Genomic DNA, 17,523 nt, shown 5'->3' with positions numbered 1-17,523 from the left:
ATGACCCCTTATTTCAGCGGAGAGTTTTTGCGATCGATGCCGTAGCGCTCGATCTCCTTGTAGGAGACCACGGTGGATTTGCCCTTCTTGGGGTCGACCAGGGTGACCCGGTCGGTACAGGAGTAGCAGGGATCCAGACTGCCGATGATGAGCGGCGCATCCGCCACGGTATTGCCGCGCAGCATGTAACGCAGAGCAGGCCAGTTGGCGTAGGTGGCGGCGCGGCAGCGCCAGCGGAACAGCTTCTGGTTGTCCCCGGTCATGCTCCAGTGGACGTTCTCGCCGCGGGGCGCCTCGGTAAAGCCCAGCGCAAACTTGCCCGGCTGGTAGGTGAACCCTTCGGTCAAAAGCGGCCCCTGTGGCAGGTGTTCCAGGCCGAACTCAATCATGTCGAGGGAGTCGTAGAGCTCGTGGATGCGCACCAGCACCCGGGATTGCACGTCGCAACCCGCCTTGGTCTGGATCTCCATCGGCAGCTCGCGGTAGCCGGCAAAGTCGTGGACCCGGCGCACGTCGCGCTTGAAGCCGCTCGCCCGCACCATGGGGCCGACGCAGCTGAAATCGCGGGCAATTTGCGGGTCGAGCTTGCCGATACCGATGAGGCGGGAGGAGATGTTGGCGGTATCCAGCAGCATGGCCACCAGGGGTTTGAGCTCATCACGGAGCTCCCGCACCAGCTGGGCACCCTTGATGCGATCTTCCTTGAAGATGTCGCGGCGCACCCCGCCAATCAGGTTGAGGCCGTAGGTCTTGCGGGCGCCGGTCAGCAGCTCGGCCAGGGTCATGGATTTTTCCCGCACCCGGAAGAACTGCATGAAGCCGGTGTCGAAACCGGTGAAGTGGCTCGACAGGCCGATGTTGAGGATATGGCTGTGCAGGCGCTCCACCTCCAGCAGCACGGCGCGGATCATCTTGGCCCGCTCGGGTACCACAATGCCCATGGCGTTCTCCACCGAGGTGGTGTAGGCGACGCTGTGGGTAAAGCCGCAGATGCCGCAGACCCGGTCGGTCAGAAACGCCACTTCGTTGTAGCCCATGCGGGTCTCTGCCAGCTTTTCCATGCCGCGATGGACATAGAAGAGGCGGTAGTCGGCATCGATGATGTCTTCGCCATCGACGAACAGACGAAAGTGGCCCGGTTCATCGGAGGTGATGTGGAGCGGGCCGACCGGCACGATGCGGTTGGCATCACTGCCCAAGTCGTTCACGAAGGGGTAGGTCTCGGTGTCGGTGGTGGGCATCGGGCGCTGGCGATAATCCATGGCGTCCTTGCGTAGCGGGTGGATATCCTCCGGCCAGTCATCCGGCAGTACCAGACGGCGTTCGTCCGGCAGGCCGACGGCACGCAGGCCGTACATGTCGCGGATCTCCCGCTCGCCCCACACCGCCGCCGGAATGGTCGGGGTGATGGAGGGGTACTCCTGGGTATCGGCATCCACCAGCACCCGGACTGTGAGCCAGCACTTGGTGTCACCCTCCATGGAGAAGACGTGGTAGACGGCGAAGTGGCCGTTGAGGCTGCGCTCGTCATTGGCAAAGGAGAGCGGAAGCCAGCCCCCCAGCTGATGGAAGATCAGGCTGGCCGTCTCGACCAGACTGGTGGGCTTGACGGTGATGGTGGCCTGATCGGCGGTTTGCCACTCCTCGTCGACAATGGCGTGGGGCAGTTGTGCTCGCACCTGCTGGATGTAGTCGCAGCCGATGCGATCCGAAATGGCGATGGTCATGCAGTTCTCACTTTAATGTTCGGGAATGAGCATTCGAAAATGATAAAATCGGAAAAAGTCGCTGTGCTGGCGGGCATGGCTCAGATCCCGACCAGATAGGCGAGCAGCGCCAGCAGGGCCAGCCCCAACCCGTAGCGGGTGAGCTTGTGGGTGCGCACGAACTGGGTACGGGCCATGGCGTTTTCGATGATGCCTGCCAGCAAAAAGGCCACCAGCAGCTTGCAGGCGAGGATCAGCGCCGCGCCGATGAGCGCCGGCAGACTCCAGTTGGCCGCCTTGCCGAAGGGGAGGAAAATCACCAGAAAGAGCTGCACCACCACCAGTTGCTTGAGGCCCATGCTGAGCTTGAGCAGGGCCAGGCCCGCACCGGAATACTCGGTGAGCGGCCCTTCCTGCAACTCCTGCTCGGCTTCGGCGCAGTCAAAGGGCAGCTTGCCCATCTCGACAAACACCGCGAAGGCGCAAGCAGCACCCGCCAGCAGGGTGGCGATCGGCGCGGCCAGCGGCTGGATCGCCACATAACTGCTGATGTTGCCCAGATCCGAGCTGCCCACCATCATCGCCATGATGAAGCAGGCGAGCACCAGAATGGGCTCCACCAGAATGCCCAGCGTCAACTCGCGGCGGGCACCAATACCTGCAAACATGCTGCCGCTGTCCAGCCCCGAGAGCGAAAAGAAGAAGCGGAAGATGGCGAACAGATAGATGTCGGTGATGAGATCCCCGGCGATGGGGAAGGGGGACTCGTGAGTCAGGGTCGGCAGCGCCATCGCCACCAGCAAGAGGGCGGCAATGAGCAGTGCAGGCATCAGGTTGAAGAGGATGCCGGCAGGCTCGGGGGTCACCTCCTGACGGCGCAGGAGCTTGGCGATATCCCGGTAATCCTGCAGCAGGCCCGGCCCCTGACGGGAGTGCATCTTGGCCCGCAACACCCGGTTGAAACCGGTAGCAAGCGGCGCCAGCGCCAGCATGGCGATGGCCTGGGTCAGGGCGAGGGCAACCATGCCCCAGCTCGGCATTTCAAGAACAGGCATATCAGACTCCTACAGCCATCAGGATAAAGAGCGCCAGCACAATGCCATTTATTAAAGAGAGCAGCAGCCAGCCGGTGTTGCCGGGGGCATCGCTCACCCCGTGCAGGGCGCTGGCCAGATCGAGCTGCGGCTGCTTGCGATAGAGCGGCGCGCAGAGTTGGCGCAAGGTGTGGGTGACACCACCAGAGGTGAGGCTCATGCGCTCCTCATAGACATAACCACAGGCCCATGGCGTGCCGGCGTGACGACGACCCAGCTTGGGCCCCTTGAAGATGGCCAGTACCAGCAGCGGAATGAGGAACAGCCCCAGCAAGGTGATGGCGATAACGGGCGGGGAGAGGATCGCTTGGCTGCTATCCAGTGGCAGCAGGGTGGCGCCAGTGGCCACGTTCATTTGGCCGCTTACCAAGGCTTGGCCATAGCTGGCGATATGGGGGGCAATCCAGGGGGCGCCCAGACCCAGCACCAGACAGACGGCGGCCAGCAGCAGGGTGCCTGCCATCATGGGAAGCGGCACTTCGCGGGCGTGGCTCGCCTTCTCGCTTCGCGGTGCGCCGCAGAAGCAGATGCCATACACCTTGACGAAACACATCACTGCCATGGCGCCGGTTACCGCCAGCATCACTACCGCGAGCGGCGCAACGACAGAGGTGCCGAGTCTGGTCATGGAAAGGAGCGACTGATAGATAAACCATTCGCTGACAAAGCCGTTGAGCGGCGGCAGCGCCGAGATGGCCATGGCACCGATGAGGAACGCCAGCGCGGTCCAGGGCATCAGTTTGGCCAGGCCCCCCATCTTGTCCATGTCGCGGGTGTGCAGGCGGAACATCACCGAGCCGGTGCCCATAAAGAGCAGGCTCTTGAAGATGGCGTGGTTGAGCAGGTGATAAAGCGCACCGAGCAGCCCCAGCACCACCAGCGCCTGTTGCTGGTTGGCGATACCGATCATGCCGATCCCCATCCCCATCAATATGATGCCGATGTTCTCCACCGTGTGGTAGGCGAGCAGCCGCTTGAGATCGTGCTCGGCCAGCGCAAACAGCACCCCGAGCACTGCCGAGCAGGCACCGAAGATCAGCACCACATAGCCCCACCAGAGCTGGCTGGCGCCGAGAAAATCGATGCTGACCCGCAAGATGCCAAAGAGACCCAGCTTCACCATCACGCCGGACATCAGCGCCGAGATATGGGAGGGGGCGACGGGCTCGGCCACCGGCAGCCAGCCGTGCAGCGGCACGAAACCGGCGCGCAGGCCAAAACCGCAGAAGCCGAGCAGGAACACCAGAGAGGCCAATGCACCCGCCAGATGGTGCTCGCGCAGCGCGGCGAACTCCAGCGAGCCGCTGTCGCGGCAGAGCAGCCAGAAGGCGATCAGCACCAGCGCCATGCCGATATGGTTCATCACCAGGTAAAGCCGGCTCTGTTTGGCGGCTTCCGGGTTGGTTTTGACCAGCCAGTAGGTGGTGAGGGTCACCAGCTCGTAGCAGAGCAAGAAACCGAGCGCGTTGTCGGCCAGTACCATGCCCACCATGGCAAACAGGAAGAGGTTCATCAGCGCGCCGATGGCTACATCGCCCTTGCCCTGATATTCGCGGATATAGGCAAAGGAGTAGAGCGCAACGGCGACGCCGACGGTGCTGATGACCAGCAGCATGAGCGCGGAGAGCATATCCAGATGAACCGAGCCCAGCAGCCAGAGCTGGCCGTCGACGGGCGTGCCTTGGGCAAAGATCTGGATGGCGGCGACCAGGCCCGCGAGCGAGCCCAGCAGGGCAAAGCCACTGTTGAGGCGGTTGGCCAGTGCGGGCAGCTTTTGCAGCAGCAAACCGGCGGCAGCGCCCAGCAAAAAGAGCAGAAGCGTGGCCATAACAAGGGGGGACAACATCAGCACGTTCCCTCTGTGGTGGATAGATCGGAGGCTGGGGTTGCCTTGGCGGGCGCCGAGAAGGCAGAGGCCCCTTGCGGGTTGGTGTCGGCCGCTTGCTGGCGACGGATACGGGCAGCGTGTTCGGTGTCGCCGTCATTGACCAGCGTCAGTGCCTGGGAGGGGCAGGCATCGACACAGGCCGGGCCATCGGCGCGAAATTCACAGAGGTCGCACTTGACCGCGATGCTGCGCACCCCCGGCTCCCAGCTCAGCAGATCCTCGCCAAAGCAGCGCAGGCCGGCGGAGGTGGAGGGGTTGCTGGAGCGGATGGAGCAGGGGATATAGGTGTCGTAACTGGTGGCTACGGCCACCGGACGGCTGCCGCCGCTCTGGATGGCGCCAAAAGGGCAGGCCACGGCGCAGAGGTTGCAGCCGATGCAGAGCGACTCGTTGAGTTGCACGCAATCGCCGGTCTGGCGAATTGCCTCGACCGGGCACACCTTGCTGCAGGGGGCATCGTCACAGTGACGGCACTGAACCGGCATGGTTGCCTGCTCGTGTCGCATAACGGTTAAACGGGGGGCTTGTTGCAAACCTTGCGCTTTGTGTACCTCGCTGCAGGCCGCCATACAGGTGCCACAGCCGATACAAAGCTTGGGGTCAGCGATAACGAAGCGGTTCATAGCCTACCTTGTCGTGTCGCGAAGGAATGGAGTAGGCGCTGGATGGCAAAATGCGGGCCAATATGGATTTGGCGTGAATTATCACTATAAGCTTATGTTTTTAAATAAATTTATTTTTAGGTGAGAGCGCAGCAAGAAGGCTGGTAGATGTCGAACTGTGACGTTCGTCACTTGTGACGAAGGGAAAAAGCAGTGATCGACACAGGGAGTCTCAATAGGAAGGGTCTGCGCGTGGGACTGATAGCGAAACGGGAGATAAGGGTAGGGTGCAATGAACGAAGTGAATTACACCCTTTCTCAAAAGATCTTCAAGCGGTGCAATGCGTTGCGCTTATTGCACCCTACGGCACTGGTGCCGATGTCGCCATAGACCACGCCGATCGCCGCCAGCGTAACGCCGGACAGGGCTTGTTTGTGATTACCGTTCATGAAGTTGTCTGTCAGTTTGATGGTGACGATTGGCCAGCACGGGCCGCCCCCGTCTATCGGGCGTGCGGCAGGTGCCGCAGGAACGCATAAATGGATTGCGATGGGAAAGGGAGCTAACTGGATATAAAGAGGCTCATCATGGGACACAGTCTGTTCATCTGCCATTAAGGGTATAATGACACACCCATCGTGGGTTTATGCTCAGGTATAAATAATCAAAAAGGGGTGGATAACGAAATTATTAATTAGACACCGATTGAAATATCCACGCACTCTGCAGACAACCGTTTGTTTTATCTGGGGAAGCGGTTTGGCCACTATTTTTACCGATGCGGGTGAAAAACAGACGATAAAATAGTGACTAATTAATTGCTGGCAGGGTGGCAAAGGGGAGGGGATTAGGCAGCGATGGTTTTTTTAAACGAGAGTTAATTGTATAAAAAATGGCCCTTTGAAAGGGCCACTAAATATAAAGGCTTGGTATTGTATAGTTGGTATTTAAAACCCCAGACATGATCCATCAAATGTATTATACAGTTATGGTTTTCCCTGTGGATATGGATGTGTTTTCAAAATGAGTCATTAAAAATGACAACAGAGATTGATGGGGTTTAATTCTCGGACCCATAATATCTATAGCGTTCGCACAATTAATATCTACTTGAGTTGTTATCTTAACTGTCTCAACGTTAGTGGATATTTTTTTCAGAGCTTTGCAAAATTCAATAAAAAAGTCCATTTCATTATGTCCTCTTGATATCTTCTTTATTTCAAAAGAAGATAATTCATGTAGACACTTCTGAATGTTTTCATATTCATTGGCTTGAGTTTCAACTTTTGTTTTTTGGAGTAAATAATTATATAAATCAGATAATTCTGTAAAAGATGGTGTTAATTTTAAATTATCATCAATTGTGAATAACTCATTGGTTTTGATACAGTCTAGGTTTAGTCTTCCCCCTCCCTTTCTCCGATGATGAAGAACCCATGCCATAAATTGTAATGCAATTTTATTATATTCATTGTGGGCTTGCTCGAAAAGCGTCTCTAGTTTTTCAGCAACAGCTGTACCCGATGATTGTCTGAAAACTTCCGCCCATAGTTGCAAGAGGCTAGAACTTGTTACAATATAATTTTCTATAGAGTAATAATCAGTCTCATATATAGATTCTGATTTCACTATCTCGACGGGTATTATGTTGTCAATATCCTTATCGATGAAAAATAAAAGAGGTTGTTTCTTACTCGTTCTATTCCCTAATTCGTTATAGTGAAATAAAACGTTATCTTTTTTACCACAAGTATAAGTTTTTAGTTTATAGCCATCAGGTAGCAGGTTGCGAATAGTTGTGCCATAGAAAGATTCATCGGTTTTACCCTCAAAAAAACAATGAATTATTTTATTTTGAGGGTTGTAGCTTATTAAAAAATGGTGGTGCTCAATGTTGTTGTTTGAGAGCTCATCATTAAGATATGCGAGAAGGTCCATGGCTTAAATATAGAACTCCATTAATGATTTAGCTTTGCTTTTTAAGCTGTTGTTATAAACAAAAGGTGAGTGTGTAACTGCAATTAATCCGTTGCAGTTTTCTGTGGAGGTGATATCAACGAGTAGCCTTTTTTGCCAAGGAACTGAGAGTGACAGCTCTGGTTCATCAATGATGACTAGGAAGTCGTCAAAATCAGACAAGTACATATGTGCAAAAAGAGAGACAATTTGCTTTTCTCCTGATGATAATTGGCTCAAGTCGATTTCATCAGTGGAATTACATAATACATAATCTTCATTTTCAAAGTCTGGTACTAATGGAAGTCTAAATTCTTTGCTGTTAAAATCAAACTTTTTGCCTTTAAGGTAGCTGTTAGTTATTTTTGCAAACGTTCTGACTTTGTCTTCTTTATTTAATTGGTTTTTGTGAAGGTTTAATAATTGCTTAATCAAGTGAGCTGACAACATGTCGATATCTGATGATAAGTTACCTTCGTTTAGTGCATGCGCAGTATTTCGAAGGTTTTTTAAATCATCCCTAGAGAAAAATGATCCGTCTCGTTCTATCTTTTCAAATATAGAATCTAGTTCCTGATCATTGAACTTATATTCTGGTAATGCACTCTCTTCTTTGTATTCTTTTCGTAATATTACTCGAAGGTAACCACTTGTTAGACGTTCTAAAGATGATCTGAATTCATTCTCAAGCTGATTCATTTTTAAAGAAATCATCGACTGGACATCTTGCATTCCAAATTCAACAAGCTCAACATGCTCTCGATTTCTACTAATGCTGGAGTGATATCTGTTGTATTTTTGAAGATCTTCCTCTAGTGAAGGGAAAATTTGCTTTAAGTCTCTTTCAATTCTTCGATATGTTGGTAGATATAACACATGAAAATTTAATGCCGATTCTAATTTAAGTAAGCTTTTTGGTAAATGGTCAAGAGTGAGTTTATTATCAGCAAGTTCCATTAGTGCTCTTCGTAACCTTGCCGGCTCACTAAAACTATCATTTCTAAGTTTTCTATATATATCCGAGCTAAAGCTAAGATATGCTTGTTTGGCCGTTAAATTATGATTCTTTAGTTTAAACAAAAGATTAATGTAAGAGTTTTCATTTACTTTATCAAAAACACTATTTATATCATCCATGGTAAATGAGTAGCTCTTACCATTAACTCCTACCTCAATTTTATGAAACTGATATTTAAGAAGCTTTTGCCACTGGCTTGTTAAGGTATAAAAAAGTATGTTAATAACTGTACTTTTCCCCAAGCCATTTTCACCAACAATAATCAGTTGGTTGTCAATCAATTCAACATTGAAGCTCTTATGGCCATATAGTTTTTCTATCTTTACGTAATTAATCGTTGAGGTTTTCATTAAATTTCCCTTTAACTCCTAAAACGTAACATTAAAATTATTTATTTGTAAATGGTTAGCTTAATATTGTGGTGTACAATATATATTATGTTTTTAACATAAGTAATAATCAAAAGGCTGGAATATTTATATGAATTAACATTCTTGAGTTGGTTGTTGTAAGATCTTTTCCACGCTACCGCCCCTAGGTTACAGCTCCTAATGTACTGTTTTTAACCTGCATGATTTCATTGCTTGGCAGCATGTGAATGCCCCCCAGCGGAGCTGGTTGCCAACTGGAACATGATATCCAGTTGGATTAGTTGAGAGAAGAGTCATCGAAGAAAAATCTGCCCTAAATCAACAAACTAGTCATTGAGAGTCGTTTTGCGTATCGGGCAAGAGAATCGCTCCCATACAACCAAGTGTCGAGCTCGTCACTTTTGTCGTGTCGATCACACTTCCCACCCCTTCATCACCCTCGTCAGAGGTGATCAACAGCACACAGCTATTTCTAATTAATCTTTTATTTTCAGTTGCTTGCGAGTTTTTATCGCACCATTGGCCCGTTTTGGCCTGATAAATGCCTAGTGGGGGCTGGCCGCATTTTGCCCGCCAGGTGGGTGAGGGCGGTCGGGTGTAACGAACCATTTAGGATCCCTCTCTATGAACAGCTTCGTGATTGCAGATCCCAGTCTCTGTATTGGGTGTCGTACCTGTGAGGTGGCGTGTGCCGTTTCACACCAGTCAGGGTCCTGCAGCGGGACCCTTGCGCGGGAGGGCGGCCTGCATCTTGCCATCGAGGATGGACATCTGGTCTCCAAGGACAGCCATTTTCAGCCGCGCTTGAAGGTGATCGTGGGCAGCAAGGTGACCACGCCGGTGCTCTGCCGCCAGTGTGAAGACAAGCCCTGTGCCATGGCCTGCCCGAACAACGCCATCGTCACCGAGGATGGCTGCGTCAAGGTGCTGCAGGCGCGCTGCATCGGCTGCAAGTCCTGCGTGGTGGCCTGTCCTTACGGCGCCATGGCGGTGGTGGTCAAAGAGGTGGCCCCCGCTGCCGATTCGCTCTTCAAGCGGCCGCAGACCAAGGCGCAGGCGCTCAAGTGCGATCTCTGCCGTCACCGCGAGGCGGGCCCGGCCTGTGTCGAGGTGTGTCCGACCCAGGCACTGCGACTGGTCACCCCGGAGAGTCTTGAGACCCTCAACCGGCAAAAGCAGCTGGCCAGTGCTGAGGCGCTGCTGGCAGGCCATGTTCCGGCGCTGGTCTGAGCGGGCTTTACCGAACATTTTTCGTTAATAAAAGAGTGTGAGTCATGAAAAAAGTCATTACCGTGTGCCCCTATTGCGGCACCGGTTGCAAGATCAACCTGCTGGTTGAAAACGACAAGGTGGTGGGGGCCGAAGGCGCCAACGGCCGAACCAACGAGGGGCAACTCTGCCTCAAGGGCTATTACGGTTGGGATTTCTTGAACGACACCAACCTGCTGACCCCCCGTCTCAAGAGCCCGATGATCCGCCGCGAGCGCGGTGGCAAGCTCGAAGCCGTCTCCTGGGACGAGGCCATCGAGTTCGCCAGCAGCCGCCTCTCTGCCATCAAGGCGAAATATGGCCCGGACGCCATCATGACCACCGGCTCTGCCCGTGGCCCCGGCAATGAAGCCAACTATGTGATGCAGAAATTTGCCCGCGCGGTGATTGGGACGAACAACGTCGACCACTGCGCGAGGGTGTGACACGCACCCTCAGTCTCCGGTCTGGAGACAACAGTAGGCAACGGCGCCATGAGCAACGCCATTCCCGAAATTCAAGAGACCCAATGCCTGCTGGTGTTTGGTTACAACGCTGCTGACTCTCACCCCATCGTCGCCCGCCATATTCTCAAGGCGAAGGCCAACGGGGCCAAGGTGATTGTGTGTGATCCCCGCATGGTGGAGACCGCCCGCATCGCCGATCAGTGGCTGCCGCTCAAAAACGGTTCCAACATGGCGCTGGTCAACGCCTTCGCCAACGTGTTGATAGGTGAGAGCCTCTACAACAAAGAGTTCGTCGCCAACTACACCGAAGGGTTCGACACCTTCAAGGCGACTGTGGCCAAGTACACCCCGGAATATGTGGAGGGGATCACCGGCCTCAAAGCCGCCGATATCCGCGCCGCCATTCGCACCTATGCCGCATCGCCTGCTTCCATGATCCTGTGGGGCATGGGGGTGACCCAGTACGGTCAGGCGGTGGACGTGGTCAAGGGGCTCGCGGGTATTGCGCTGCTGACCGGCAACTTCGGTCGCCGTGGCACTGGCTGCGGGCCGGTACGCGGCCAGAACAACGTGCAGGGCACCTGCGACATGGGGATGCTGCCCCACCAGTTCCCGGGTTATCAGTCGGTGAGCGATCCTGCCATCAGCGCCAAGTTCGCCAGGGCGTGGGGGGTTGATGCGCTCTCCCAGAAGCCCGGCTATCGCCTGACCGAGCTGGGCCACAAGGTGGAGGAGGGCAAGTGCAAGGCCTTCTATATCTTCGGCGAAGATCCGGCCCAGACCGAGGCAGACCTCGGTCAGTTCCGCCGTACCCTGGCGGGGATGGAGCTGGTGATCGTGCAGGATATCTTCATGACCCAGACGGCCGAGATGGCCGATGTCATTTTGCCCGCCACCAGCTGGGGCGAGCACGAGGGGGTCTACAGCTCGGCGGATCGCGGTTTCCAGCGCTTCTACAAGGCGGTGACGCCGCCTGACAACGTGAAGCCCGACTGGGCGATCTTCTCGCTGATGGCCACCGCCATGGGGTATCCCATGGAGTATCGCGACACCGAGCAGATCTGGGACGAGCTGCGCGGACTCTGCCCGATCTACGCCGGGGTCAGCTATGACAAGATGGCCGATCTCAAGAGCGTGCAGTGGCCCTGTCCGACCGAGGATCACCCGGGCACCAGCACCTTGTTCGAGGGGAATGTGTTCACCACCCCGAGCGGCAAGGGCCAGCTGATTGCCTCCGAGTGGCGGCCGCCGCGGGAGCAGCCATGCGCCGAGTACCCGCTGGTGCTCTCCACCGTGCGCGAAGTCGGCCACTACTCCTGTCGCTCCATGACCGGCAACTGCTCGGCGCTGCAGACCCTGGCCGATGAGCCGGGCTATGTGCAGATCCACCCGAGCGATGCCCAAAAACTCGGGGTCAAGGATCAGGCGCTGGTCTGGATCTCGTCGCGGCGCGGCAAGGTCATTACCCGGGCCAACTACAACGACCGGGTCAACGCCGGGGTGGTCTACATGACCTACCAGTGGTGGATCGGGGCCTGTAACGAGCTCACCATCGAGCACCTTGACCCCGTCTCCTACACCCCGGAGTACAAGTACTGCGCGGTAAAAATTGAGCGCATCGCGGATCAGGCCGAGGCAGAAGTCTACGTCCAGACCGAGTACAGCGCGCTCAAGGCAAAATTGCGCAGCGCCGCCAAAGGGTAATTGGCAACCACTCTCTTCGGGGAGATAAAAAATAAGGGACCGACTCATCTTGTGAGTCGGTCACCCTTGTCTTGGTTAAATTTCAATATGGGTGAGATCATGCAACATGATATCAACCGGTTATTCGGTATCTTTTATATTTGCGGCTATTTCGTCGCAATATTGCTGGGTATTGGCTGTTATATCTGGCAAGACGAGATGATATTTCTGTTGGGCTTTGGTTTTTTCGGCTGTTTCATGGCGGCGCGGCTGGCCATGCTCGGGGTATTTTCCGCACTGAGTACCACCATCGCCTGGCTGATCGCCTTCGTCTCGACCACCTTGATCAACGCTATGCTGTTGGGGCTGATCACTTTGCTGGTCTACCTTACGCACCGGACGGTGGCGCAGGAGATGGCCGACAACGCCAGCTGGCTGCTGATGGCCTTTCAGGGCTGTTCGGCGCTCTTTATCCTGGGTGGGCTGAAAAGCGGACATCTGCAGTGGCAGCAGGGCCAGGGTGATCAGTGCCAGTGAGCCAGATTGTTCTGCGTCAAATAATTCGGGCGGCACTCTTGAATTAATTATCAGTTATTTAATCGCGGGCTTGATTAAATGTGGACGAATGCGCGAGAAAATATTCAGCCTGATTTGTAATGAACCCGCCGCTTCATTATGATGGCACGCCAGCTTTGAATATATCGACGCTGACGATGTTATCTTTTGTTATTGTTCGTTACGTGCCCGTTTTGAATTGCAACATTTGATAAAGCATCATGCCATTCAATATTTGTCAGCAGCATGAGGGCGACCCCTTGTTGTTATATCCGGTCGCTATGGCGAATCAGTATGCCACGGCATGGCAGGCCGGCTCTGTGACTGACACTGATCCAATGTGAGGCCGTAATGCTGAATGTGAGTGCCATCCCGCTGGACGAGATCTCCCCCATCTGGGATGACGGTTTCCTCCTGCTCTCAAAAAGCCTGCTGTCGGCCGTGACGCTCGATGACTTCATCAAGAAACTCAACAAGATAGACGTCTGTTTCGACGGCGTGATCCGGGTCAACCTGATCCTCAACCAGGGGACGGGGGAGGAGGCCATCTTCTGCTACATGGGGGAGAGGGGCCCAAGGCACCTCGTCTGCCGCAAGGCAGACCTTCACTTTTCCAGGGAGCAGGCGATCATCTTGCCCGCCGCCCGCTTTGAAAACCGCTGCGCCCTGTTGGCGAGCACCCCCGTCTATGATGACCTGCAATCCTACTGCCAACTGCCCATCACCACCGCTCGCAGCCACCTGGGCGGGGTGGAGTTCATCAGCCGCGAGGCTCGCGCCTTTCCCATGGAGGTGCTGGCCAAACTGACCCAGCTGGCGGCCATCATCGCCATTGCGCTGGAGAACGTGCAGGACAAGGAGCGCACCTTGGAGCAGGCCCACTCCCTGCGCCTTGAGCGCGACAGCTGCAAGATTTTGGTGGATGTGACCAATGCGGTGATCAAACAGGTGCGCATTGCCGAGCTGCCAAGAAGCCTGTTTGCCATCCTGCAGCACCATTTTGCCATCAGCAGCCTCTGTCTTGCCGAATACAATGCCACCTCCGACAGCTTCAAGAGCTATCTGGTGAACGAAAGCCAGAGCGAGCAGCCCGGCATCATCGACCACTCCTGTTTCGAAAAGAACTGCCTGCAGGGGGCCCTGGGTCACAGCGAACCCTATTTCATCTATCGCGAGCATGGTCACGGCTGCAATGCCCACTGCCGCTTCGCCACCCAGATCCTGCCCCCCGAGGCCAACAGCTCCTGCATCTTGCCGCTGCGTTACCGGGGCAACCTGCTGGGGGTGCTGATCCTCTCCCACCCGGAGGTGGATTTCTTCGTCGATATCGACATCTCTCTGCTCGAACAGGTGGCGGCGCGCACGGCGATCGCCATGAACAACGTGCAGTCGCAGCAGGAAATCTCCAACACCAACGGCGCGAAAGAGAAGACCCTTCGCATTGGCGAACCCGCCGTGCGGGGAGAGTTCTCCCATATCATCTACCAGAGCCCCGTGATGGAGAGCGTAATGGAGAAGGTGCGGCTGGTGGCCGAGAGCGACTGCACCGTGCTGATTTTGGGGGAGACGGGCACCGGCAAGGAGCTGATCGCCCAGGCTATTCATCAACTCAGTGCCCGCAGCAGCCGGGAGATGGTGAAGGTGAACTGCGCCGCCATTCCCACCGGCCTTATCGAGAGCGATCTGTTCGGCCACGAGAAGGGGGCTTTCACCGGCGCCCTGACCCAGCGCATCGGCCGCTTCGAGCGGGCCCACAAGGGCACCCTCTTTCTCGACGAGGTGGGGGACATGCCCATCGATCTGCAACCCAAGCTGTTGCGGGTGTTGCAGGAGCACGAGCTGGAGCGGGTGGGCAACAGCAATCCGATCGCCGTGGACGTGCGGCTGGTGGCGGCCACCAACTGCGATCTGCTCTCCATGGTCAAGAACAAGCGCTTTCGCAGCGACCTTTACTACCGGCTCAACGTCTTTCCCATCGAGCTGCCACCCCTGCGCGAGCGGCGCGAAGACATACCGCTGCTGGTCAACTTCTTTATCAAGAAGATCGCCAAGCGGATGCGCCGCACCATCACCGCCATTCCGGCAGATGCCATGAAGATGCTGGTGTCGCTCCCCTGGTACGGCAATATTCGCGAGCTGGAGAACATCATAGAGCGGGCCGTGGTGATGACCCGCGGTCAGGTGCTCAATCTCTCCCCCGACGAGCTGTTGCCTCTCAAGGGCTATCACAAGATTGAGACCCTGGTTTATGACGAGCCCGATGCCCCCCTGTTCCGACAGGGGCCGGAGGATGAGCGCGAGGCGATCATCGCGGCGCTCAAGGAGAGCAACGGCATCGTCGCCGGTGCCCGGGGGGCGGCCCAGCGTCTTGGCATGAAGCGCACCACCCTGCTCTCGAAAATGAAGCGGCTCGGTATTTCGGCAAAGGATCCCAGGATCATCGAATAAGGCGGCAACAAGATGTGGCAAGAGAGTGACGTGTTCCGGTGCGCGGCACCGCGCGAGGTGGTGCACTATCAAGGGCGTGAGGTGACCACCGACAGCGCCATGCAGCTGCCCTGCGAAACCCCGGTGGCGCTGGTCTACAACGGCATCGCCCACAGCGTGATGATGTGCTCGGCCGCCGATCTCGAAGATTTCGCCATCGGCTTCTCCCTCTCTGAGGGGATCATCGACGGCCTGCACGACATTCACGACATCGAGCAGGTCAATGGCTGTCAGGGCATCGAGCTACACATCACCCTGGCCAACCGCTGCATCTATCGCCTGAAAGAGAAGCGGCGTACCCTGGCGGGACGCACCGGTTGCGGCATCTGTGGCAGCGAGAGCCTGGAGCAGGTGGTGCGCACCTTGCCACCCTTGCCGGACAGCCAGCGCTTTGCGATAGGCCTTATCGACAAGGTGCTGGATGGGCTGCGCCCCCTGCAGTTGCTGGGGCAGTGCACCGGCGCCACCCACGCCGCCGTGCATGTGGACGGAGCGGGCAACATCCTCGCCATTCGCGAGGACGTGGGGCGCCATATTGCGCTCGACAAGCTGGTGGGCCACCTGTGTCGTACCGGTCGGTGTGATGGCGCCATCCTGGTGACCAGTCGAGCCAGCTTCGAGATGGTGCAAAAGGCCGCCAGCGCCGGGGTGGAGATCTTGCTCGCCATCTCGGCTGCCACCGAACTGGCGGTGGCGCGGGCCGAGCAGACCGGTCTCACCCTGGTGGGGTTTTGCCGTCCGGGACGCGCCGAGATCTACAGCGGCTGCCAGCGTATCGTGCTGGCATAGGTGCGGGCTTGGGGCTGGACCACTTCGCCAGGATGGGCACAGGAATCAGTAGTGACATTCAGCGCTGACATTGGCGTTGAGTGGGTGGCACAGAACTGGGATACACCCACAGGGATAATGCTAAGACGTGATGGGCGCGGCTTGCCCTGTGCCATCTGGTGCGACTGACAGACAAAGAAACCACCAGCAAGAGGCCGTAAAAAAGGGCGGGGAGTGTGACTCCCCGCCCTTTTGGTATTGACGCGGCGAATTAGCGGGCCAGCAGGATGCGCAGCATGCGGCGCAGGGGCTCGGCGGCGCCCCACAGCAGCTGATCACCCACGGTGAAGGCGGCCAGGTACTCGGGGCCCATGTTGAGTTTGCGCAGACGACCCACAGGGATGCTGAGGGTACCGGTGACGGCGGCCGGGGTCAGCTCGCGGGCGGTGATGTCGCGATCGTTGGGGATCACCTTGACCCAGTCGTTGTGGGAGGCCAGCAGGGATTCGATCTCTGCCAGCGGCACATCCTTCTTCAGCTTGATGGTGAACGCCTGGCTGTGGCAGCGCAGGGCGCCGATCCGCACGCACAGACCATCCACCGGGATGGCGGCATCCTGGATCCCAAGGATCTTGTTGGTCTCGGCCTGGCCCTTCCACTCTTCACGGCTCTGGCCGTTGTCGAGCTTGGTGTCGATCCAGGGGATGAGGCCACCGGCCAGCGGCACGCCGAAGTTGTCCACCGGCAGGGTGCCAGAGCGGGTCTTCTCGGTGATCTTGCGCTCGATATCGAGGATGGCGGAGGCAGGGTCTGCCAGCTCTACCGCCACCTCGTCGCGCAGGATCCCCATCTGGGTCACCAGCTCGCGCATGTGACGGGCACCGCCACCGGAGGCGGCCTGATAGGTGGCCACGCTCACCCACTCCACCAGATCGGCCTTGAACAAGCCGCCCAGGGCCAGCAGCATCAGGCTGACGGTGCAGTTGCCGCCAACAAAGGTCTTGATGCCATCGTTCAGCGCCTGCTCAATGACGTCACCGTTGACCGGATCCAGGATGATGACGGCGTCCTGCTCCATGCGCAGGGAAGAGGCGGCGTCAATCCAGTAACCCTGCCAGCCGGCGGCCTTCAGGCGCGGATAGACATCCTTGGTGTAATCGCCGCCTTGCGCGGTGATGATGATATCCTGCCTGGCCAGTGCCTCGATGTCGAAGGCGTCCTGCAGAGTGCCGGCATCGACGCCGAAGTTGGGGGCGGCTTCACCGGCCTGGGAAGTGGTGAAGAAGGTAGGTTGAATATGGGCGAAATCCTGCTCTTCCTGCATCCGGCTCATCAGAACCGATCCCACCATGCCACGCCAACCGACCAAACCTACTTTTTTCATAATGTCCTACCCTGGATAGCTGCTTAATAATGCGTTGTGGATCCCGTGACCCCTTGTATGGCGCCGGCCATTTACAAGCTGGTTACAAAATACGAGTTGCGAAAAATGTGTCTGTCCACATTACGGATTGTGGCGGCGGGCGCAAGTCGAATTGCGCAATATTCTGTGTCGTTCGCTGCAATATCCAGCGGCGCGAACACCGTAGGGAGGCGGAAAAAGCGGCGCAGAAAAGAGGTGGGAGAGGCGGAGATGAAAAAACAGGCAGGCCACCTGCATAAGGTGGCCTGCCGATGGA

Annotated in this window: 14 protein-coding genes; 5 read left to right on the top strand and 9 right to left on the bottom strand. The window is 56.2% G+C overall.

Annotated elements, in window-relative coordinates:
- Positions 1-8: 8 nt before the first annotated feature.
- From LA321_RS16895 to LA321_RS16860, 8 genes are all read right to left on the bottom strand, one after another.
- Positions 9-1,727 carry a hydrogenase large subunit gene (locus LA321_RS16895; protein WP_042069484.1) on the bottom strand — a complete coding sequence of 573 codons (1,719 nt, stop codon included), beginning with the start codon at positions 1,725-1,727 and terminating at the stop codon, positions 9-11.
- 80 nt (positions 1,728-1,807) lie between these two features.
- Positions 1,808-2,761, bottom strand: coding sequence for a respiratory chain complex I subunit 1 family protein (locus LA321_RS16890; protein WP_042069483.1), 954 nt, complete (start codon positions 2,759-2,761; stop codon positions 1,808-1,810).
- 1 nt (position 2,762) lies between these two features.
- Positions 2,763-4,646 carry a hydrogenase 4 subunit B gene (gene hyfB / locus LA321_RS16885; RefSeq protein WP_042069482.1) on the bottom strand — a complete coding sequence of 628 codons (1,884 nt, stop codon included), beginning with the start codon at positions 4,644-4,646 and terminating at the stop codon, positions 2,763-2,765.
- On the bottom strand, positions 4,646-5,311 hold the full coding sequence (locus tag LA321_RS16880) for a 4Fe-4S dicluster domain-containing protein (protein ID WP_042069481.1): 666 nt from the start codon (positions 5,309-5,311) through the stop codon (positions 4,646-4,648). Before LA321_RS16880 ends, hyfB begins: the two co-directional genes overlap by 1 nt.
- 297 nt (positions 5,312-5,608) lie before the next feature.
- Positions 5,609-5,887, bottom strand: coding sequence for a hypothetical protein (locus LA321_RS16875; RefSeq protein WP_156140836.1), 279 nt, complete (start codon positions 5,885-5,887; stop codon positions 5,609-5,611).
- 382 nt (positions 5,888-6,269) lie between these two features.
- Positions 6,270-7,229 (bottom strand): DUF4435 domain-containing protein, encoded by a 960-nt coding sequence (locus LA321_RS16870; protein WP_082043346.1) that lies wholly within the window; start codon positions 7,227-7,229, stop codon positions 6,270-6,272.
- A 3-nt stretch (positions 7,230-7,232) separates the two neighbouring features.
- Positions 7,233-8,615, bottom strand: a complete 1,383-nt coding sequence (locus tag LA321_RS16865) for an AAA family ATPase (protein WP_082043345.1) — start codon at positions 8,613-8,615, stop codon at positions 7,233-7,235.
- A 351-nt stretch (positions 8,616-8,966) separates the two neighbouring features.
- Positions 8,967-9,245, bottom strand: a complete 279-nt coding sequence (locus tag LA321_RS16860; protein WP_156140835.1) for a hypothetical protein — start codon at positions 9,243-9,245, stop codon at positions 8,967-8,969.
- Positions 9,246-9,260: 15 nt separating this feature from the next.
- Between LA321_RS16860 and LA321_RS16855 the strand changes: the two genes are divergently transcribed.
- From LA321_RS16855 to fdhD, 5 genes are all read left to right on the top strand, one after another.
- Entirely contained in the window at positions 9,261-9,866 is a 606-nt protein-coding gene (locus LA321_RS16855; protein WP_042069478.1) for a 4Fe-4S binding protein, read from the top strand.
- Between the two features lie 44 nt (positions 9,867-9,910).
- Complete coding sequence (gene fdhF, locus LA321_RS16850; RefSeq protein WP_082043344.1) at positions 9,911-12,055, top strand: formate dehydrogenase subunit alpha; 2,145 nt, start codon at positions 9,911-9,913, stop codon at positions 12,053-12,055.
- A 198-nt stretch (positions 12,056-12,253) separates the two neighbouring features.
- Positions 12,254-12,571 (top strand): hypothetical protein, encoded by a 318-nt coding sequence (locus tag LA321_RS16845; RefSeq protein WP_224212222.1) that lies wholly within the window; start codon positions 12,254-12,256, stop codon positions 12,569-12,571.
- 369 nt (positions 12,572-12,940) lie between these two features.
- Positions 12,941-15,037: a sigma 54-interacting transcriptional regulator gene (locus tag LA321_RS16840; RefSeq protein WP_042069475.1), complete on the top strand. Its 2,097-nt coding sequence runs from the start codon at positions 12,941-12,943 to the stop codon at positions 15,035-15,037.
- Positions 15,038-15,049: 12 nt separating this feature from the next.
- Positions 15,050-15,865, top strand: coding sequence for a formate dehydrogenase accessory sulfurtransferase FdhD (gene fdhD, locus LA321_RS16835; protein ID WP_042069472.1), 816 nt, complete (start codon positions 15,050-15,052; stop codon positions 15,863-15,865).
- A 250-nt stretch (positions 15,866-16,115) separates the two neighbouring features.
- On the opposite strand, the gene asd is transcribed toward fdhD, so the two are convergent.
- Positions 16,116-17,228, bottom strand: coding sequence for an aspartate-semialdehyde dehydrogenase (asd, locus tag LA321_RS16830; protein WP_042069471.1), 1,113 nt, complete (start codon positions 17,226-17,228; stop codon positions 16,116-16,118).
- Between the last annotated feature and the right edge of the window lie 295 nt (positions 17,229-17,523).

Origin of the sequence: Aeromonas enteropelogenes, from assembly GCF_020097295.1 — a bacterium.
Taxonomy (GTDB): domain Bacteria; phylum Pseudomonadota; class Gammaproteobacteria; order Enterobacterales; family Aeromonadaceae; genus Aeromonas; species Aeromonas enteropelogenes.
This window is presented reverse-complemented; position numbering and strand designations above follow the sequence as displayed.